This is a genomic window from Helcococcus massiliensis (assembly GCF_900258485.1).
Taxonomy (GTDB): domain Bacteria; phylum Bacillota; class Clostridia; order Tissierellales; family Peptoniphilaceae; genus Helcococcus; species Helcococcus massiliensis.
In genome coordinates this window covers 151190-173273 of the sequence record NZ_OGVE01000004.1, presented here as the reverse complement: position 1 = coordinate 173273, position 22084 = coordinate 151190, and the positions used below count along the sequence as shown (strand labels likewise).

At 32.9% G+C, this 22084-nt stretch carries 16 protein-coding genes; 1 reads left to right on the top strand and 15 read right to left on the bottom strand.

What is annotated here, in order from left to right:
* The 5 genes from C4Q29_RS05555 to deoC all read right to left on the bottom strand — a co-directional run.
* Window positions 1-1831: SpaA isopeptide-forming pilin-related protein (locus tag C4Q29_RS05555; protein WP_159459225.1), on the bottom strand; the 1831-nt coding region annotated here is incomplete at its 3' end.
* Between the two features lie 8 nt (window positions 1832-1839).
* Window positions 1840-8622, bottom strand: coding sequence for a leucine-rich repeat protein (locus C4Q29_RS05550; protein ID WP_103981825.1), 6783 nt, complete (start codon window positions 8620-8622; stop codon window positions 1840-1842).
* Window positions 8623-8748: 126 nt separating this feature from the next.
* Complete coding sequence (locus tag C4Q29_RS05545; protein WP_103981824.1) at window positions 8749-10074, bottom strand: pyrimidine-nucleoside phosphorylase; 1326 nt, start codon at window positions 10072-10074, stop codon at window positions 8749-8751.
* A 3-nt stretch (window positions 10075-10077) separates the two neighbouring features.
* Entirely contained in the window at window positions 10078-10488 is a 411-nt protein-coding gene (locus C4Q29_RS05540; protein WP_103981823.1) for a cytidine deaminase family protein, read from the bottom strand.
* A 12-nt stretch (window positions 10489-10500) separates the two neighbouring features.
* Window positions 10501-11157 (bottom strand): deoxyribose-phosphate aldolase, encoded by a 657-nt coding sequence (gene deoC / locus C4Q29_RS05535; protein WP_103981822.1) that lies wholly within the window; start codon window positions 11155-11157, stop codon window positions 10501-10503.
* Between the two features lie 331 nt (window positions 11158-11488).
* On the opposite strand from deoC, the gene C4Q29_RS05530 reads away from it, so the two are divergent.
* Window positions 11489-11887, top strand: coding sequence for a hypothetical protein (locus tag C4Q29_RS05530; RefSeq protein WP_103981821.1), 399 nt, complete (start codon window positions 11489-11491; stop codon window positions 11885-11887).
* Window positions 11888-11940: 53 nt separating this feature from the next.
* Here the strand turns inward: C4Q29_RS05530 and rbsK are convergent, their stop codons facing one another.
* From rbsK to pstC, 10 genes are all read right to left on the bottom strand, one after another.
* Window positions 11941-12852, bottom strand: a complete 912-nt coding sequence (rbsK, locus tag C4Q29_RS05525) for a ribokinase (RefSeq protein WP_159459224.1) — start codon at window positions 12850-12852, stop codon at window positions 11941-11943.
* A gap of 10 nt (window positions 12853-12862) precedes the next feature.
* Window positions 12863-13870: a BMP family ABC transporter substrate-binding protein gene (locus C4Q29_RS05520; RefSeq protein ID WP_103981819.1), complete on the bottom strand. Its 1008-nt coding sequence runs from the start codon at window positions 13868-13870 to the stop codon at window positions 12863-12865.
* Window positions 13860-15797 carry a ribosomal protection-like ABC-F family protein gene (gene abc-f, locus C4Q29_RS05515; protein ID WP_103981818.1) on the bottom strand — a complete coding sequence of 646 codons (1938 nt, stop codon included), beginning with the start codon at window positions 15795-15797 and terminating at the stop codon, window positions 13860-13862. The genes C4Q29_RS05520 and abc-f overlap by 11 nt, the downstream gene beginning before the upstream one ends.
* Before the next feature lie 70 nt (window positions 15798-15867).
* A complete protein-coding gene (locus C4Q29_RS05510; protein ID WP_103981817.1) occupies window positions 15868-16494 on the bottom strand; it encodes a redox-sensing transcriptional repressor Rex in 627 nt (208 codons plus the stop codon).
* A gap of 132 nt (window positions 16495-16626) precedes the next feature.
* Window positions 16627-17682, bottom strand: a complete 1056-nt coding sequence (locus C4Q29_RS05505; RefSeq protein WP_103981816.1) for a sensor histidine kinase — start codon at window positions 17680-17682, stop codon at window positions 16627-16629.
* Window position 17683: 1 nt separating this feature from the next.
* Complete coding sequence (locus C4Q29_RS05500; RefSeq protein WP_103981815.1) at window positions 17684-18361, bottom strand: response regulator transcription factor; 678 nt, start codon at window positions 18359-18361, stop codon at window positions 17684-17686.
* 8 nt (window positions 18362-18369) lie between these two features.
* Entirely contained in the window at window positions 18370-19020 is a 651-nt protein-coding gene (gene phoU, locus C4Q29_RS05495) for a phosphate signaling complex protein PhoU (protein ID WP_159459223.1), read from the bottom strand.
* Between the two features lie 10 nt (window positions 19021-19030).
* The gene (pstB, locus tag C4Q29_RS05490; RefSeq protein WP_103981813.1) at window positions 19031-19810 is read right to left on the bottom strand and encodes a phosphate ABC transporter ATP-binding protein PstB; all 780 of its coding nucleotides are present in this window, start codon (window positions 19808-19810) and stop codon (window positions 19031-19033) included.
* Window positions 19811-19812: 2 nt separating this feature from the next.
* Complete coding sequence (gene pstA / locus C4Q29_RS05485) at window positions 19813-21087, bottom strand: phosphate ABC transporter permease PstA (RefSeq protein ID WP_234994052.1); 1275 nt, start codon at window positions 21085-21087, stop codon at window positions 19813-19815.
* Complete coding sequence (gene pstC, locus C4Q29_RS05480) at window positions 21080-22066, bottom strand: phosphate ABC transporter permease subunit PstC (protein WP_103981812.1); 987 nt, start codon at window positions 22064-22066, stop codon at window positions 21080-21082. Before pstC ends, pstA begins: the two co-directional genes overlap by 8 nt.
* Window positions 22067-22084 lie beyond the last annotated feature (18 nt).

The following is a 22084-nucleotide window of genomic DNA, read 5'->3' as shown; positions in this document are numbered from 1 at the left end:
ACTTATCAAGATTTTCAAAGCTATATGACCAATCTCCATTTTCATCAGCTTTTACTTCTTTTCTAGACACTTCCTTACCATTTGCAAATAGTTTTACTGTTATTTGATCTGGTCTCTTGCCGTCTTGGTTGTTTCCATCATCCCAAGTCTTTTGACCCCTGATTTCTATTTGCTCTGGTGTGTGAGTGTTAGTTACTGTAAAGCCTTTATCATGATCACCAGTAATTTCACTTGTATAGCCTTCTACCTTTTCTTCGACTATAGTATAAACTATTTCTTGACCATCTTTAGTTTTTGGTAAATTAGTAAATTCATCGGACCAGTCATTTGATTGGTCTAAAACAAGTTTTTGATCAGTTTCTTGGCCATCAGCTAATAATTTAACGGTTACAGAGTCTGTTCTCTTACCATCTTGATTGTTATTATCAAGCCATACCTTATTAACTGGTATATCGATGCTATTCAATGGGTTATTTACAACAATACTTTGTGAAGAATTTTCACTAGTTAGATCAAATTCATATTCTTTGTCTACTAGTAAGTATCCCTTAGGTGCCTTGGTTTCTTTAAGTATATATTTACCTAATTCTAGGTCTCTAAATTCAATGAAACCTTTGTCATCTGTTTTAGCTACTTTGAGTGGTTCTTCAAATTTATTTCCATCTGCATCTAATTTGTACAATGCAAATTCTGCACCAGCTAAGATCTCTTTCTTGTCTTCACTATATTTAGAAACTATTATTCTAGCTTTTATAGGTTCATTTTCCTTATAAGCGGAAATTATACCGTTGAAATTTTCTTTCTTAGCTTCATCTTTTAGGTAAATTCTAATAGCTTTTTGATCAAGTCTATAATTTTCTATAGCCTTTGTTTCTACTAGTTCATAGTTGTAGTTTTCATCAAACTTGAAGTCTTCGAAATCTACCTTACCTTCTTCATTAGATTTAAATACACCTTTCTCTACTCTTTGACCATCTTCTAGTGCGTAAAGGGTGAACTCTACACCTGATAATGGTTTGTAGACTGTGTATAGGTCTTTGCCGACTTCTTTATATTTATAGCCTGGATTTTCCTTGATATAGGCTTCAGCTTTTTCTAGGTCTACATTTTCTAAAATAGTATCCCCTTTAACTACATCTATTTCAAAAGGATTGTTGGTGTAGCTAAATGAGTACTTGTGAACAATTTTTTCACTTTCAATATCAAAGGCTGAACTTGTCAACATACTTTCATTTGGTATTTCTTTGATTTCAAAATGGTGTTCTGCATTTGACTTGTAATATCCCTTAGGAGCTTGGTCTTCTTTCAAGATATATAATCCGCTTGGTAAGTTATCAAATATAGACTTAGCCTTGCCATCAACTAATTTTGTTTTAGCTGCTAAGAATGGTTTATATTCTTCACTTTCCCTGTCATATTTTTCAAGATTAAAGACTGCACCTTCCAGAGGATTGCCATTATCATCTAGCTTTTCAACTTCAACCCTACCTAGAATTGGTTTTTCTGGGTTTGGTATGTTTAGAGCATTTTGTAAGAAGGCCTTGCCGTTTTCGTCTGTTACTTCACCCTTATCATTAAGTTTGAATTTATAGGTATTTGCATTGTGTAAGTATAGACTATTGTCTTTCTTAACTTCTGTAATTTGGTAAAGTGTATTGACCTTCAATCCAGAAGCAATAGTGTATCCTTCTTTTCCAGTTGGATTAGTTTTTATTACATTTTCTGGATTTTCTACTTCTGTGATTTCAAATTCGAAACCTTCAAGTTTTACCTTACCATAATCTGTTAGTTTGTCTATGGAGTCAATATCAAATTTATTTGATACTTTCAACTTGTTGATTACAATTTGTAGACCTTATTTACAATAGCCTTATCACCGGTAAAATCAATATTTCTATTGGTTGAATCTATAGTAAATTCGATTGGTTCTACAGCCTTATAACCAGATTTTCCTTCTTCAACAATTTCTGTCAATAGGTATTTACCTTCTAAGAGATTATCTACACTTATGTTACCACTAGTATCTGTTAGGAAGTTTCTATTGTAGTCTTTGTTCCATTCGCTCATACCTCTTAAGTTAAATCTGATATAGCTCAAAGCCACCTTGTCTTCATTGATCTTATTCAACTTCAATGATCCATAAACAGGTTTAACGTTAAGGAATTTGTCTTTACTGTCCTTATCTGTAATTTTTACATCAAAGCTATTATCAGCTTTATTATAAACAGCTTTGAAGTCTTCATATCCAATTTCAATTGACTTCTCGGATACTTTATATCCTTCTGGAGCTTCAATTTCAGTGATTGTGTATTTTTCTAAGATAGGTAGGTCTGTGAACATAACTAGACCATTTTCATCTGATGTCGCAAAGTAGAAGTTGCCTTTACTATCTTTTGCTTGGAATTTAACTCCTGCTAATGGCTTAGACTCTAGATTTGGATTGTTTTCTACCAAACCTTCTTGTCCAAACTTAGTCAAGGTAACTGTACCTATTGGTGGTGTAAGTGAGTTCCAAACTTTGTTAGGCTCAACAAATCTAATTGTCTGATCATCATCTCTTACAAATGAGTTCCAAGCTCTTTTTCCAGTTAGCTCATAATTATTTGATATATCATTTTTTGGAGCTATCATTGGTATTTCAACATCTAACCTACTATTACCAGCTAGTTTTGTACCATCAAGAGCAGTAATTCTAATTGCTCTAGTATTTGCAGCTGGACTATCTGACCAAGTCAATTCTTCGATAATAGAGTCGGCGGATTTACCCTTGTAATCAATAGGAGTATCTGAGTTCCAGTATGTGACCTTGTATCCTTTTGGAACCTTAACCTCTTTAGAAAGGTCAAATCTATTTTCAAATTCAGTACCTCTAGGAGGTCTTTTGCCATTACCAATATTTTCTTCTTGAATGCTTAGGTCATTTAAGTATGGTAAGAAATCAACAACATCTATATTTGTTCTTTCAGAATCAAGGTTATTGATTAATGAAAGTTTGTAATCAAATTTACCTTCAGATTCTGTGTATATACCATCCATTGACCATGCCAAGTCTTTTTCTTTTTTGATATATTTTCTTGCTGACATTTCTCTGACTTTTTGCATTCTGAAGCTGACTTCATCATGTAGCCATTCACGACCAGAATTATCACCAACTGGAGATTCTTTCACTCCCATCTTAGTGATTTTATCATTATCGAAGGTTACATAAACTTCGTTTGTTACATATCCTTCTGGGGTCTCATAGTCAACCATAGTCTTGATTGTAGCTATATCATAAACTTTAGCTTTCAAAGTCTCTGCGGTGAATTTGATAGCAGTTCTACCTGTGCCATTATAGTCGTTTATGATTTCGTATTTACCACCACTTTGGGCAAATCCATCTGACATAACTATTCCGTCATTTTGGATAGCTATACCTTTTGGTAGTAGGTCTATCATTTCAAAATTATCTAGTGGTTGGTTTACAACATCACCATCAAAATCTGTTCCCTTAACTCCTGGGGATAATCTTAAACTATAGTCTCCAGTTTCTAGTGGATATACTGCTCTGTGACTAGTTTTTGGATAAGTCTGAGTTTTAACTACACTGATATAACCTTCATAGTCTCTAACTTGGGTTTCTGATTTATCTCCCCAAATGAAACTACCTGGTATATTATCCCATTCCTCTTTATATTCACTTACAAGTCTGCCCTTATCATCTTTAATGTCACCACGTCTTGAGACTATTTGGTCAGTACCTTTTTTGTAGAGGTTACCTGCCATAACAGCATTATTTTCAAATATGTTCTTATTAGAATTTGCAGTCGGATCATAAACGCTATTTTCCGGATTTCTCAACTTAGTATTTATATCAACTTCTAGAGCAGCAAATAGTACGTGATCTTCAGGCAAGATTATGTGGATATAATCAATATCTTTAGCATGTGTACTATCAAATACAATTGAGTTCTTTGTATCTGCAGTTATTTTATGTTCTTCGAGAACTGTGTCATTTGCTGGGTCCAACTTCTCGCCATTTTGTTTCATGGCTAAAACTGTTAGCTCAACACCACCAGCAGTGTGATCATTTCTTGGGAATGATATTCCATAGTAATATAGTCTCTCATCTAGATCATAGTCTGTTGCTGTAAGATCTTTAAAGTCAGTCAATCTAGCTCCAGATGAAATTCTTAATCTATAAGGTATAACTTTTGCCCTATCTTCTGGTGTGTCGTAGAAGTAAGCATTGATACCATTGGATCTAGGACCCTTACTCATCTTATCTAATCTAGGATCACCATCTTCCTGTATAGGTTCATAGTAACCTGTATACATACTTAGGTCATCAGAAGATGTCATATTTTCTTCTTTATTACCTTTGTCATAAGGTACAAGTTCCACTTCTGCCTTATTATATACATTGTATCCAGATTTCAGATCTGGGAAGCTTAGGTAAAGTGGTTCAAAGAAAGCACCTGGATTTAGAGTTTTACCAAAGTGTTTGTTTTGACTTACTTTATTCCCATTCAAACTCCAAGCTGGGTTTAACTCTGGATCAAACACAGCAGTTCTTTCACTTTCAACACCATTTTCATCAACAGCTATATAAGTTGGTAGGGTGTCAGTGATTGTTCCACTTTCTACATATCTTTCTAGACTTGATATTGTGAAGTAGTACTTGACTGGTCTAGCTTCACTTACATGATAGCCTCTTCTACCTGATTCCTCTACATACTCATCCAATACACCCATGAATCTAGGTCCATTGTCATAGTCTCTTAAACCACCATAGTTATAGTCTGGCAAGTTTAATGGACTAGCCTTAACTAGACTTGGTTTGTTGTAGTAACCTTCTAGATAAATAGGTTTAGCAACGGAGTAAACTTCACCATCATTTTCAAAGAGATAATTTATCTCTTCTCTATGTTTATCTGGAGTTACATACTTCTTAAATTTCCAGGTAATAGGTATATCCAATTGATCACCACCAGAAATTTGATTTAAATTAATTTCTATAAGGCCATCTTTTACTTCATAATTTTTGATAGTATTTGCAGGTGGGATACTAATAGAATCTTTTTCTATAAATTTAGGGTCAAAGAACACCTTTAGTTTACCTTTATTGTATGAGGTATCTATACCAGTTAAATCAAGATATACTCTGGTAGTCATAACCTCACCAATATAGTATTGTTCTTTGGCTGAACCTGTATTCTTATCAATTTCGTTAGTTTGGAATATTTCTATACCCTTAGTTTGTTTATTCTCATATCCTAATTTGGTATAAGTAAATTTAACGTGGTTGATTTGTCTGTTGTCAGGAACTGTAATCTCTTCCTTATCAACCTTGTAGTTGAACTTATGGATTGCTTTATAAGTTTTTTCTTCTAGGATATATTCATTTATAGTTTCAGCTATCTTGTTTCCTTCAGTATCGACATAATCGACTGTTACCTTGGTTGGGTTAACAATATGTTGACGTTGACCATTGACAATACCATCTTTTAGGTCATGAGGATTCTTGTAATCGTCTATGAAGATTCTAGTTTCTTGTGCAATTGAGTTTTTAGATCTATTACCATTGAATGCATTGTTTGCTAGTTCAGTTAACTTATCACTTACATAGACTTCACTAATCTTGTTATTTGCAAATGCACTTGAATCAATTTTTACTAAATTCTTTTGGCTCAAGCTAGTCAAGCTGTTGCCAGCTAGTCCTCTATATCCAACTTCTTCTAACGCTGTTGAATTTATCTCTGGAATTTTATTTCCATCGAGGGCACGTCTTTTTACCACTCTGAGTTTAGGGGCGTTTAGATCTTCTATCTTACTTCCTGCAAAAGCTAGGTCTTCTAAGGAATCTAGATTAGGAGCATCTAACTTCTTTAAAACTTTATCTTGATATCCATTTATAGTTCCCTCTGGATAGCCTCTGTTTGATGCATTCGCACTAGATTTTCTAATTCTAGCAAATGCTGCAAGCCCAATATTTTTAACTTCAGGAAGGGAAAGTTCTGTTAAAGAATTATCCGCAAAAGCTTCTTTACCTATGTTCTCAACTTTAGGTAATTCTAATGAACTTACAGAGTTAAACTCAAAAGCTTTCTCTTCAATATTTTTAACACTAGGTAAATTTACGCTTGTTATTTTATTGCTTGCAAAAGCTTCTTGAGCAATACTTTCTACTCGATCTAATTTAAGATCTGTTAAGTTGTTTCTTTCAAATGCATATTTACCAGATATCTTCTTCAAATTAGGGAAGCTATTATTAATATCTGTTAGTTGATTATTATAAAATCCTGCCCACTCTATATCTTCAACATTTGGTCCATAAACAGACTTAATTCTCTTAGCTTGGAAAGCACCTGGACCTACTATTTTTGCTCTAGCTGGTAAAACTAATTCAGAATTATTCTCTGCTAATCTTAAGGTACCAGTATTAGTTAAACCTGTTACTCTTTCAGGATTATTAGGATCCCAAGTAAAGTCATCTTCAGTCCAAGCTCCGTTTTCAAATTTTTTTGGATTAACTATATAAGTGCTTCCACTCTTTATTGAATTGTCAGCCCAAACTACAACCTTATTGTCCCATTCTTCTAAACCAGGATTACCACTGAAGGCATCGCCTGCTATTTCTTTAATCTTTGGTAAATTTATTTCTTTTATATCTCTTTTTGCCAAAGCTTGGCTTCCCAATTGCTCTAATTTAGGGAAATTTAAATCCATATCATTATCTGGATTACCAGCAAAAGCAGCCTCTAATACCACTACATTTGGTATTTCAATTTTTCTTATCTTGTTGTTATTGAAAGCTCTTTCATCAATATATTTCAAATTAGGGAAGTTATTTTGGCTAACTTCTGTAATTTTATTGGATAAAAATGCTCCATTTCCAACTTTTTCTAACATAGGGAAATTAGCATCTGCTATTTGGTTTTCCCAGAATGATACATATTCAGCCTCTTTAAGTTTAGGCATATTAACTTTACTTAGTTTATTATCTACAAATCCTAATTGACCCACATATTCAACATTAGGTAAGTCAGTAGATTCAATTTTTTCTATCTGGTTACCTTGGAAAGCATGGTGTCCAATATATTTAAGTTTTTCCAACTTAAGTTCTGTAATTTTATTATTTTGGAAAGCATAAGAACCTATGTGTTCTACATTTTTCAAATCAATAGTAGAAATGCTATTGCCCTTAAATGTACCTTGAGATCTATAACCTGAAATCCAGTTAGCACCTTCACCTTCTATTACTTTAATATTGGATTGATAATCACTTACTGAAGTTAAGGCTCTACTTCTAAAGGAATTGCCCTCATTGTTGTCAGCAACTGTATCAATAACAGTACTACCATCATTTGGATTTATATGAGGTAAAACGAGTTCCTTTTGGGTTTCAACTTTTTTCAAACCTGATTCGGAGAAACCGATAACTTTATTTTCATCATAAGTGAAGTCACCTAGAACCCAGCCTTTACCGATAGGGAACTCAAACCAGTCTCTACCAATACTGAAGGTAATTTCTCTTTGGCCTACATTTCCATAATCATCTTTAACACTATAAACAACTTTATACTCAGCACCATCAACACTAGTATCAATATTTTCTGTATTGATTGTGATTCTATCACTGATGTCCTTGCCATCTAAATCAGTTGCTTTAACAAATGTTAAAAGATTTTCTTTTGTACCATCACCATCTTTTTCAATATATGGTCTCTTTGCAACTTCAATCTTTGGTTCTTGTTTAACATTTTTATATTCTACTGTGATTTCATAGTCGGTCTTGTCAGGTGTGAATTTAATTTCTTCTTCAAGAGCTACATAGCCAGATATTTTATCTGGTATATAAGTATTTTCTTTACCTAAGAAAATTATTCCATCTAACTTGTCATAGTCGTCACCTATCACTGTATCTGTTATTATTTTTTCTTTTGTATCTTTATCTACATGGTGAACTGTAACAAGTACAGGATTTACAACTTGTCCGAAAGCATTTTCTATAGCTTCTGTTTTAATAAGTGGATTTTCTGTTTTTACTAGTACATATCTGTTGTTGTTAGCAAAAACTCCTGTTCCATAGGATGTTACACCTTCACCAACATTTACACTAGTTAAGTTATTATAGCTAAAGGCATAATCTCCTACACTTTTAACATATGTAAGATCAACATTATTAATTTTGTTGTTTGCAAAAGCATAGTTGCCAATTTCTTCAACTGCTCTTGTTTTTAAATCTATGATCTGGTTATCCTTAAATGCTGATTCATCAATCTTCTTTAAGCTATCACTGAAATTTAAATATGTAATCTTATTTCCAGAAAACGCTGACTTCCCTATTTCTAATACACCTTCACCAATTTGAACTGATTCTAGTTCTTTTTGGAAAAAGGCCTTATCTAAAACCTTTGTAACGGGTAGGTTTTCTAGATTAGAAGGAATTGTGATTTCTTTCCTTTCTTTTCCTTCTTTAAATCCTTTTATATGAATCTCTCCATTAACATTTTCATAGTCGAAAATATCTATAGGATTTTCAATATCATTAGCAGCTTTTACTGCATGAATTGGAATGATATTTAAAACTATTAAAAAAGCTAATATTAAAGATATTATTCTATTTCTATCTCGTTTCATATCATACACCCTCCATGTATTTAATTAAACAATTTATTCACAACTCTATTATATACCTTTAAAAAATAAATGGAAGAAAAGTTCCTAAATTCTCTTCTTCCATTTACATTTTATATATTCTATTTTCTAATATTTTGTCACACCATCTTTTGTAACTCTAGCTAATACTAGAGGTTCCATTTCAGGTTTTTCATCTGATAGACTATAAGCTTCTAATACTAAGTCTTCTGCTGATTTTACTGCAGATTCATCATCTGTATAAAGAATAGCTATTGTATCACCTTTTTTAATTGCATCGCCTGTCTTTTTAACAAGTTTGATACCTGCTGCAAAATCTAATTCATCATCTTTGGTTTCTCTACCGGCACCAAGGATTACTGAAGCATTGCCTACTTTTTCAGTATCCATTTCATAAACATAGCCATCTCTGTCTACCTTTACCTCATGGTGAATTGCAGCCTTGTCAAACTTATCAAAGTCTTCAATATATGACTTGTCTCCACCTTGGGCTTCAACAAATTCTAAGAACTTATTGTAGGCTGAACCGTCTGCTATGGCACCTTTAACCATTTTTCTAGCCTCATCTATATCTTTAGCAATTTTCGCCATAAAAACTAGGTTTGCTGCTAATTCTAATGAAACTTCTTCTAAGTCTTTTGGTCCATGGCCTTTAAGTGTTTCAACAGCTTCTTCAACTTCTAAAATATTACCAATATTATGTCCTAGAGGTATGTCCATTTCTGTTATCAAGGCAATTGTAGATTTTCCAGCATTTTCACCTATGGAAACCATTTCTGTTGCTAATTCAATGGCATCATCTAAGGTCTTCATAAAGGCACCAGAACCTGTCTTAACATCTAGTACTATAGCATCAGAACCGGCTGCAAGTTTTTTAGACATGATTGAGCAAGCTATAAGTGGTATTGAGTTTACAGTAGATGTAACATCTCTTAAAGCATACAATTTTTTGTCTGCTGGAGCCAAGTTACCTGTTTGTCCAATAACTGATATACCAATTTCATTTACTTGGTCTATGAATTTTTGGGTTTCTAAGGATGTTTCCATACCAGGTATTGATTCCATCTTGTCTACTGTACCACCAGTATGACCTAGGCCCCTACCTGACATTTTTGCAACCTTTGCTCCCAAAGCAGCTACTATTGGAGTTAAAACCAAAGTTGTTTTATCACCTACCCCACCTGTAGAATGCTTGTCTACCTTGATACCTTCAATTTTTGATAAGTCAACTACATCTCCACTATCTCTTACTAGTAAAGTGAATTGTGTTGTTTCTTTTTCTGTCATTCCATTAAAGTATATAGCCATCAATAAAGCTGATACTTGATAATCAGGAATTTCATCTTTTATATAGCCATTAACAAAAAATTCAAGTTCTTCCTTGCTTAATTCAAGTCCTCTCTTTTTTTTGTCTATAATATCTATCATTCTCATTTTCTAATCCTCTAATCTATCCGGACCAAATCCCATTGGAACTAGGTCTTTTAGTTTAAATACCTTATAATCTTCCTCATTTATCGCAACTACTATTTCAAAAGTTTCTGGATCGCAAGTGTCCATAAGAGCTTGTCTACATACACAACATGGCGGAGTTAACTGAGTAACTTCTCCATGAAGTCCACCTACTACAACAATCCTTTTATATTTTTTTGAACCTTCAGCAATTGCATGATACAAAGCATTTCTTTCTGCACATATACCATTGGTAAGTGAAGGAAGTTCTACATTTACACCAACAAATTTATTACCATCTACATCTGTAAGGACAGATGCTACACTGAAATCTGAATATATCGGGCTAGAATTTTTCAAATAATCCAAGGCCAAGCTAATATCTTCTTTAATCATTTAAGACTCCTTTTATTTTTCAGCTTCCTTTGCAAGGTTAATAAGTCTTGATGTTCCTAATCTTGTTGCTCCTAAATCAATAAATTTTTGTGCATCATCTAAGCTTGAGATACCACCAGCAGCTTTAATTTCTACATGGTCTGCTACGTGGTCTGCAAATAGTTTAACATCTTCAAATGTTGCTCCGCCTGAAGCAAATCCTGTTGATGTCTTAATGAATTCAGCTCCTGATTCAGAAACTAATTCACACATTTTAATTTTTTCTTCTTCTGTCAATAAAGCTGTTTCAATGATTACCTTTAAGATTTTATCTCCACATGCTTTTTTGATTTCTTTCATTTCTTCTAAAACATAGTCATAGTTTTTATTTTTCAATTCGTTTATATTTATAACCATGTCGATTTCATCTGCACCATTTTTAACAGCATCTTCTGTTTCAAATACTTTTACTTCTTTTGTTGAATAACCATTTGGGAAACCGATTACTGTACAAATTGCTACCCTATCTCCAGCATATTCTTTTGCTCTTTTTACATATGAAGCAGGTATACATACTGAAGCAGTTTTAGCCTCTGCAGCTTCATCTATTAATCTTTTTATATCTTCCCATGTAGCTGTTTGAGCTAATTGTGTATGGTCTGCGTATGATAATATTTTTTTAATGTCCATTTCTTTTCCTTTCTTGGGGATAATATCCCAATTTAAAATTATTATCTTATATAGTAAATATACCACAATAAAGAAGGATTAAGCAAAATTTTTGAAAAGGTTTATCATTTGTTTTTTGATTGATATTATCAATTCATTTACATCTTTGTTTTATAATTCTAAAAAATGTATATTATGCCATCTTTTATTGACAAATGATATAGAATATGCTTATATATATATAACAACATTATATTGATTATTGTTATTGTAAGACAGGAATGTAAACCTGAATAATTATTTTCTATTATACTTATAGAAAGGATAATTATTCATTTTATAGGAGGTCTAAATGAAAAAGAAATTATACCTATTTTTACTTTTATTAGCAATTTTTCTTGTAGCTTGTACACCGCAGAAAAATTCACTAAAAGACTTTGTTATTCATTATAAATTTAGCTTAGCTACAAAGCCTCAAGAAGGTGAGGATGAACCATCAGACAAAAATCATTATGTCAATTTTATAGTTCAAAATATGACCCAATTTGAAAAGAAAGATGTTTATGTCACTATGAAGGCTAAAAGAAAAGATACCGGTAAGGAAGAAGATATATTAAACTTCAAAATTGATAAGATGAAAGCCAAGGAACAATATAAATATAATAGAAAACTTGAAGATTTTGAAATGAAAAAACTTAACAACTCAGAAGGCTTCCCAAGAAACTTTAGGCCTATATTTGAGATTAAATAGAAATAAGCGGAATATAATCTCTAGCATAGATTACATTCCGCTTAAATTATTTTCTATTCTTCTATTTCATCAATATAAGGTATGGCTTCCATAGCTCCTTTTCTGGATATGGTGATAGCTGCGACCTTAGACGCAAACTTCATTGAATCCTGTAAAGATTTATCTATAGACAAGGAATATACTAAACTACCTATATAGCTATCCCCCGCAGCTGTTGAGTCTACCGCTTTTACCTTATTAGCTTCAACTAAAAAGCTTTCATTTTCTCCATAATATAAGGATCCTAGACTTCCTAATGTGATTATAAGGTCGGTCCTATATTTATCATAAAACTCTTTTGCTTCCATTTTGAACCAGTCAATATCATGGTTATCTTTAGTATCTTTACCCATAAGTTCCAAAAATTCTGTTTCGTTCGGGATAAATAAGTCTACTTTTTTCAAGAATTCTTTGTTGAAATCTTGACTGTATGGAGCGGGGTTTAATATTATATATTTTCCTTTTTCACTAGCTTTTTCTATTACATATTCAATAGTTTCCATAGTGATTTCAAACTGCATTAGTATAAAGTCAGATTCATCTATTAAGTTATCTATGTCATCAATATCTTCTTTTGTAATACTGTAATTCGCTCCTGGATAAACAATTATATTGTTGTCAGAATTTTCATCAACCGTAATCAAGGCAGTACCTGTAGGAAGCTTTGACCTTTTAATCGCAGAGGTATCTACCCCCTCTTTTTTCATAAAACTGATTATTTCTTCTCCTACAAGGTCATCACCAACCGCACCTGCAAAACTAACATCACCATTCATTTTAGCTATAGTCATAGCTTGGTTGGCACCCTTGCCACCAAAACTTTCTTTCATATTGTTGGCTAGAATTGTTTCTCCCAAGGAAGGTAGGTTTTTGACATAAAGAGAAATATCTTTGTTGATACTTCCAATGACTAATATTTTTTTCATTTTGCTTCCTTTATTTTTCCAACAAGTTCTTATAAGACTCCTCATTAAAAGCTATCTTCGCCTTACCAGCTTTGATTTCTTCTATCTTAGATAATATCTTGTTATAAGTCTCTTGGTCTAGATAACTTTCTTCAATGTAAGGATTCAAGCTTAGTGAATTTTCAGCAAATCCATATGCCGCTTTTCTTTTTGCATCTTTATTTGTAACATCTCTTAGGGCTTGGTCTGTAGACATTTTATAATCTGGGCTTATCGACATCATGATATGAGGACTATCCTTGCTGGTTTCATTTAATCCATAGCTTATAGAAAACCTAGACATATCTTCAGCTGCTTCATCTACCCCAAGACCGCTTTCGCCTCCAGTATGGTAGATAATATCTATGCCAATTTCATATAAGTCTTTAGCCTTAGCTTGTCCTTGACTAAAATCTGAATATTTTTCAAGGTATTCTGTTTTCAAGGCTATTTGCTTATTTAATTCTTCAGCCGCAGCTAGGATACCACTCTTAAAACCATATTCATGGTAATCATTAAGTAGATCAGATTTTACCCCAATAAAACCGACCATATTGGACTTAGTTTTTAATCCAGCTGCATAACCTGCTATAAAGGCAGCTTCTTCACTTTTAAATCTTACTGATAATAGATTTTCTCTTTCTGGATCTATGACACTATCCAAGACTATAAAGTTTACTTGTTCATTTTGGTCGGCCATATTTTCAAAAGCTGTATTGTGGATGAATGAGCTACCGATGATTGTCCTATAGTCTTTTTTTATAAGTCTTTCAATTATGGACATATAATCCCTGTCCTTGTTCCCCTTATGAGTTGTATAAGAATAAGAATCCCCCAAAGCTTCAATACTTTGACTGATTTGTCCAATCCTTGGATCATTGTCAATCCTGTTATCAGAAAGCACACCTATCTTGTGACTTGCCTTATCTCCAAAACTGCAAGCTGTCAATAAAAGAGAAAGACTTAATAGTACTGCCAAGTATTTTATTTTATTTTTCATATTCTTTCTCCTTTTCTTCCAACTCTTCGTTTAATTCAAGCCATTCTAAGCTTAGGTCTTCTTTTTCTTGGTTTAAATCATTAATTTTAGAGCTTAGTTCATCAGCTTTAGCAAAATCTTCATAAACTTCAGGTTTAACTAAGTCTAGGTTTATAGTTTCAACTTCTTGGTCAATTTCATCAATCCTTTTTTCAGCTCTTTTTATTTTATTTCTAATATTTCTAAGGATTTTTTGTTCTTCTCTTTCCTGTTTCATGGACTTTCTTTTCTGAGTCTTATTGATTTCTTCATCCACTTTAGCAATTTCCGGTTCTTGTTTACTTAAGTAATAATCGTAGTTTCCGTTATAGATATGAACTTGTTTATCCTTTATTTCAATTATTTTGTTGCATACCTTATTCAAAAAGTACCTGTCGTGGCTGATTATAAAAGCTGTTGCCTCATAATTGTTTAAAGCATCTTCTAAAACTTCTTTAGAATCAATATCCAGGTGATTGGTCGGTTCGTCCATTAGCAAGAAGTTTGCATCAGAAAGCATAAGCTCTAAAAGGCTTATTCTTGATCTTTCTCCCCCACTTAAATCTTCTATAATCTTGAATATATCATCACCTATAAATAAAAATCTAGCCAAATAAGACCTGAGGTCATAGTGGGTTAAATATGGATACTTATCCCAGACCTCATCCAAAATAGTTTTATCAAGGTCCAAGTTTTTTTGCTCCTGGTCAAAGTATTCGGGATAAACACTTACTCCAAGGTCAATTTGTCCTGAGTCTGGTCTTTCCTTATTTAAGACCATTCTAAATAAGCTGGTTTTACCAGATCCATTGGCACCTATAAGACCAACTTTTTCACCCCTGTAAATACTGAATGAAATATCCTCATACAAGGAATTACTTCCAAAAGCCTTGCTTATATTTCTAATTTCTAAGACATCTTCTCCTGATACCATTTTGGGATGAAATTCTAAGGCCATGGTCTCATCATAATTGTCAGGCTTTTTAAGGACTTTCATCTTATCTAAAAGCTTTTGTCTTGACCTTGATTGGGCGATTCCTCTTTTTCTCAAGGATCCACCCTGGCTGGCAAACCTTTGTATAATTTCCTCTTGCCTTTCTATCTCTCTTTGCTGGTTTTCATATTGTCTTTTTTCTATTTCAATTTCTTTTTTTCTTCTCTCAATGAAGTTTGTGTAATTGGTATTGTAGACCTTCAAGCTACCATTTTCTAATAAAAATATTTTCTTGGCTACCTGGTCTAAAAAATACCTATCATGAGATATGAACACCACTATTTTTTTTGATTCTTTTATAAAGTTCTCAACAAAACTTATAGTACTTAGATCTAAATGGTTGGTAGGCTCGTCCAACAATAAGACATCAGCATCTGAAATTAATAATTTAGCTAATTCAATTCTTGATTTCTCTCCACCAGACAAGTGGTCTATTTTGTCATCAAACCTATCCTTAGAAAAACCCATTCCAACTAGGACTGATTCTATTTTGTTTTCAAAATATTGACCCCCAAGATCAGTATACTTGTCAAGTTTTTCAGTATATTTAATTGTATTAGCCTCTAAATTTTCTAGGTCACTATGGTCATTTAGTTTTTCTTCCAAGTCTTTTAACTCTTTTTCTAAATCATGGATATATGAAAAAACTTCTAGCATTTCTTCAAATATAGTTTTGCTACTTGAAAGACTGATATTTTGAAGCATATAACCTATTTTTAAGCCATTTTTTATGTAAATATTCCCTTGGTAGTCATCATCTTTTTCAGAAAGCATGTTAAATAAGCTGGTTTTACCCGCTCCATTTGGACCGACTATACCAACTTTATCATTTTTATCAATGTGAAAACTTACATCTGAAAAGATTTCATTAGCCCCAAAGGACTTTCCTAGTTTACTAACTGTAATTTCTGCCATAAATACCTCTTTGATATTATAACATTTAAAAGCAAAAAGAGTGCAGTCTATAAACAGCACTCTCTTATTCTTATCCTTCGTATTGGTCTGGGTTTCCCATATAGTAAATCAAGGTATATAAGGAATCACTTATTTGAATATTTTCAATTGGAATATTAGATTTAATATCTAAACTTTGCGGTACAAAATTCCAAATTCCTTTAATATTTTTTCCTTCAACCATATCTACCACGTCTTGAGCAGCTTCTTTTGGAACTGTCAAGACTAGGATATCAACTTCATTACTTTCAAGGAAATCTTCAAGTTTATCAACGCTTTTTACCTTAACGCCGTCAATGTCTTTTTCTTTTAAGTCAAATACTCCGATTATGTTAAATTCATTTGTTTCAAAACCTGAATAGTTATATAAGGCCTGACCTATTCTACCGTAACCAACGATAACTACATTGAATGAATTGTTTAATCCAATTATTTCATATATAGAGTTTTTTAATTCACTAACTCTATAACCATACCCTTGTTGTCCAAAACCGCCAAAATGATTTAAATCTTGTCTAATCTGTGAAGCTGTAAAACCTGTAATTTCACTCAATTGCTTTGACGAAATCTTTTCTACACCATCTTTTTCTAAAGTTTGTAAATAATAGAAATATTTTGGTAGTCTTCTAACAACTGCAGGGGAGACTTTATTTTTCATTGGCTCCTCCTTATTCTAAATTTTATATGATAAAAAATAAACTTTCATTGTATCTATTTTAACATATATTAATTAACTTTGCCTAGTTTTTCACAAATTTTTGCTGTGTAAACTTTAGTCTAATCCAATTTATTATTCTTTATCAAGAGGAGAATTGCTTTTGTATTCGGGAAATATTAAGGTAAATTCTGATCCTTTACCCAATTCACTGGTTAACAAAATCCTTCCATCATGTAGGTTTACCACATTTTTTACAATTGAAAGACCTAGCCCTGTGCCAGTCTTGTTTCCTCTTGACTTATCAGCGACATAAAATCTTTCAAATATTCTTTCTTGGTCTTCTTCTGAAATACCTATACCATTATCTTTAAATACAAGGTAAATTTCATCGTCCTTTGTGTAAGTGTTAATTCTTAATTCCGGATTTTCATCTGATGAATATTTAATAGCATTTGACACTAAATTCCTAATCAAATCATAGATAAGTCTTTCATGACCATAGAAATCTATTTTTTTATAGTTATATATTATAGTGAAATCTTTTTTATCAACATAATGATCCACTGAATCTATAACTTCAGATATCAATTCACCTAGGTCAAAATTTATAAAACTCTCGGCTTTTATTTGATTGCTATCCATTTTTGAAAGTTGGATGGTTTGGTCGATAAGTTCTAACAACCTATTTCCCTCTTTCAAAATCCTCCCTGCAAAGACTTCTACCTGGTCATCTTGGACCATTCCTGAAGCTATAAGTTCTGCATAGCCATTTATGGAAGTAAGCGGACTTTTTAACTCATGACTCACATTAGCAGTGAAATCTTTTCTAAGCTCTGTTTTTTCTGATAATTTTTTCATTGCCAACTTGATTTCATCTGCACTATAGCCATAGTTTCTAAGCAGGTCATAAACTTCAAGCTTTTGCCTATCCTCTACTGACCTGGGCACATCTTTTTCTAAAACCTTATTGGCAACATATTCAGTAAAGCTATTTAATGGCTTTATTGCTACTTTAACAATGGCATTTCTCGCTAAAAATGATAAGGAAACTATAGCTAAGATAATTATAAGGCTAGTTGTAAATGTATTTAGTCCACTAAAATACGGATAATAATTTTTTAATATAAAAAGAAATAGAAAAAATATAGTAAGTGTAGATGCTATTATCCAATAAACTCTTTTTTTCATACTATTCTCCTAATTTATAGCCTACATTTCTTACAGTTTTTATTAATTTTCCTTTTTTACCAAGTTTTTGTCTAAGAGTCCTTACATGAACATCTATGGTCCTTGTTTCTCCTGCATAGTCAAAACCCCATACCTGTTCCATTAATTTATTTCTACTTATAACAATGTTTTTATTTTCCATTAGGTAATAAAGCATTTCAAATTCCTTATAAGTAAGAATAATCTCTTCACCTTCTACAAAAACTTTTCTTTTTTTATAGTCAATTAAAACACCTTCATAATCTATAACAGATACACTAGTGTCATTTTGAGGAACTCTTCTTAGGAGAGCCTTTATCCTAGAAATAGTTTCTAAAACACCAAAAGGCTTTGTAATATAGTCATCAGCTCCCATGTCAAGACCCTTAACCTTGTCAAACTCATTATCTTTAGCTGTAATAATAATAACTGGGATATCCTTGTAATCTTCACTTTCTCGCAATTCTTTTAATATTTGATAACCATCTTTGCCATCTAGCATAAGATCTAAAAGTATCAAGGATGGGTTTACTTCTTTTATATTTGCGAAAAAAGATTCATAGCCAGGATAACCAAATCCCCTATATCCATTATTATTAAGTGCATAAACTAATAGGTCTCTTATATTTTGATCATCTTCAACTACTACTATATTACGCATGTCTTCTCCTATTTTTTGTAATTTTTTGCTGTTATTGAATAATAAACCTCTTCCGCTATATTTTCAGCGTGGTCTCCAATTCTTTCTAAATATTTAGCAATTAAGAAAATATCTAGAGAATTTTTGGTTGCAAATCTTTCTTCTTTGATATCTTTTATAACTTCTTCTCTAACCTTATGGAAATATTCATCAACTTGGTCATCCCTTGTCAATACTTGCTCTGTCAAGTCTAGGTCTCCAGATAGGTAGGCTGTCAAAGTATCTTCTAGCATTTTTACAGTGATTGCTGCCATACCCTTGATAGAACCTAAGTCGCTAGGCTCATATGACCTATTGTTTAGCTTAAGTATCAAGTAAGAAATATCTGCTGCTTGGTCACCTATTCTTTCTAGATCATTAATCATTTTCATTGTTGTAGTTACAAACCTAAAGTCTGATGCTACAGGTTTTTCAGTAAGTAATATGGTAAGGGCTAAAGATTCAATTTCATCTTCCATCTTATTTATTTCAGCGTCAGATTCATAAACTTCCTTAGCTAATTCCACATTTTTTTCTTCAAGGGCTCTTACAGCATTTTCAATAGATCCTGTAACTAATTTACCCATTTCTATCAACAAATCATCTAACCTGTTTAGTTTTTCTTCAAATCTAAGTCTCATTTGCCCTCCATTAACCAAATCTACCTGAAATATAGTTTTCTGTTCTTTCTTCTTTTGGATTGTTGAATATGTTTTGAGTTGTGTCATATTCAATTAATTCTCCCAAGTAGAAGAAGGCTGTCCTATCTGAAATTCTAGCAGCCTGACTCATAGAGTGGGTTACTATAATAATAGTATAATCTTTTTTCAACTCTTCCATCAAGTCTTCTATCTTAGAAGTTGCTATTGGGTCTAGAGCAGATGTTGGTTCGTCCATCAATATTACGCTTGGTTGCAAGGCTATAGCCCTTGCTATACATAGTCTTTGTTGCTGACCACCTGAAAGATTTGTACCTAATTTATTTAGATCATCCTTTACTTCATCCCATAGGGCTGCTTTTTTCAAGGAATCTTCAACAACCCTGTCTAAGATTTTTTTATCTTTTATCCCTTGGACTCTTAAACCATAGACTACATTGTCATAAATACTCATTGGGAATGGGTTAGCTTGTTGGAATACCATTCCTACTTCTGTTCTAAGCTCAACCACATCCATATCAGAAGCCTTTATATCTTTATCACCCTCTAAAAGAATTTTACCTTCTACCCTACATCCTTCAATTAAGTCATTCATCCTATTTAAACATCTTAATAAGGTGGATTTTCCACAACCTGAAGGTCCTATAAAGGCTGTAACCTGGTTGGCAGGTATGTCCATAGTAATCCCTTTTAGAGCTTGGAAATCATTGTAGTAAAGATCTAAATCTTCTATTCTAAACATTACATTATTGTCTTTTATCTTTTCTACCATTTTTATTCCTTCCATTTTTTATTTAATCTACTTGTAATTATCTTAACTGAAATATTTAATACAAGTGTTATAGCCAATACGATTATCGAAATAGCAGATGCTAGTTCAAAGTTTGGTTGCTCACCACTCATGACTGACCAGATTTGAACAGCTAATGATGTTGCTCTTCCGGTAATTTGTGGTTGGTCTGATACAAAGGTACCCATTGTAAATAGCAAGGCTGCTGATTCCCCTATTATACGAGAAACTGATAATAGGACAGCTGTAAGTATACCTGCTAAGGCATTTGGCAATACAACCTTAAATACTGTTTGAGTTTCTGTTGCACCTAGGGCCAAAGATCCCATCCTTAATTTATTTGGAACTGCTATAAGTGCCTCTTCTGTTTGCCTTATAATAACTGGTAAAATAACAACTACCATGGTCAAGGCACCCAGTAAGATATTTGGTGTAGTCGCTCCAAAAAGGGCTGTGAATGGGAAGAATACAACCATACCCATTAACCCAAATACTATAGAAGGAACCGCATTAAGCATTTCTATACATGATCTCATAAATTGTGTAAGTTTATTGTCTGGAGCTAATTCATTTAAGTAAATAGCTGCAAATATTCCTATAGGTAAGGCAAATAAAAGAGTTAGCCCTATCAACATAAGGGTTGCTTGAAGTGATCCCCTTATACCTCCTGCCTGGTTTTGGTAATTCATAGATACTAGGGTCGCTCCGTTAGCATCTAGACTTTCAACCATGGATTGGGCATTTTGCTTAGCCTTTATACCTGCTGACTGAACTTTATCATCAGTTGTTCTAAAGCTAATCCTATCAACATTTACCCTGCCTATTTCTTGCTTTTGTCCTTTTGTTTCTCCGGCTATAGCATTTACTGCAGTATTTAAAGGAGAATTTTCATCTATATAACTTACAAGGATTAAACTTGTTTTGGAAGAATCTACAGCATCCTCAACTGCAAAACCAAATTTTTCAGAAAAATATTCATTTTCAGATAAATTGTCCGGTTTCGTAAAACTTCCTGCCTTACCATCTTCAAAGTTAACCATGTAATTTGTTTTATGGTAGTTTCCTTTGATTAAATCCCAAGACAAGCTATCCCATCCTCTATTGAATACATAAACAAATACTGAACCTAAGACAAATATGGCTATAGCTATAGATAAGTAGGTCATAAAGTTTCTTATTCCATCACTTATCTTTCTTTTCTTAGTCATTCCCCTATGGGTGCTTATTGAGGTTAATTGTATATTATCTTGATTATTCATTAGCTATACCTCCTATCTTTCTTTTTACTAGTTGAATAGATAGGTTTGTAATCAATACAATTATCATCAATACAATACCTACTGAAAATCTTATATCATAGTCTATACCTGATGTTTCGTGCAAGCCAGATAGCATAGTTGAGGTAAGGGTTCTGGTAGTGTCAAATAGGTTAAAACTTGGTCCAACCATGGCATTACCAGCTACCATTGAAACAGCAGTAGCTTCACCAAAGGCCCTACCTAATCCTAATATTAAACCTGCAAAAATACCGGATTTAGCGGCGGTTAAAACTAATTTAAAATTAGTTTGAGTTTTAGATGCTCCCAAGGCTAAAGATCCTAATTCTATATTTTTATCTACTGCGGCTATGGCATTGATTGCTATAGATGTAATAGTTGGATATATCATGATTGCCAATAGCAAGGCTACTGTCAAGGTTGATAGTCCCCCGTGGGTACTTTGTCCAAATAGACCAGCTATATTATCTACTAAACTACTTATATTTGCAGCAGCAAAAACCCCGTAAACTACTGAAGGGATAGCTGCCAATAGTTCAACAACACTGGTAAAAAACATTCTTAATTTCTTAGGTGCAACTTTTACTATAAATAAGGCACTTAGAACTGAAATTGGAAAAGCTAAAATAGCTGCCAAAAATGCAGATACAAGTGTATTGATTATAATAAAGCCTACTCCATAAACAGCTGGGTTTTGGTCAGGCCTCCAAGTCATTCCTGTTAAAAAACTAAAGATGTTTTGCTGTTGACTTGCTCCTCCCGCTTGTCCATAGCTTGGTAAAAATGGTCCTATCCCTTTTTTACCAACAAAGAAAAATATAAGGATTATCATTATGGCAGAAATAATAGCAGCCAATAAAAATGAATACCTAAAAAACTTATCTGTATTTTCCCTTCTTTTTCTTGAGGATGCACTAATTTCATCTCGTATATTTACGAAACTACTATCTTTTTCTTTCATGTGGTCTCCTTCAACTTT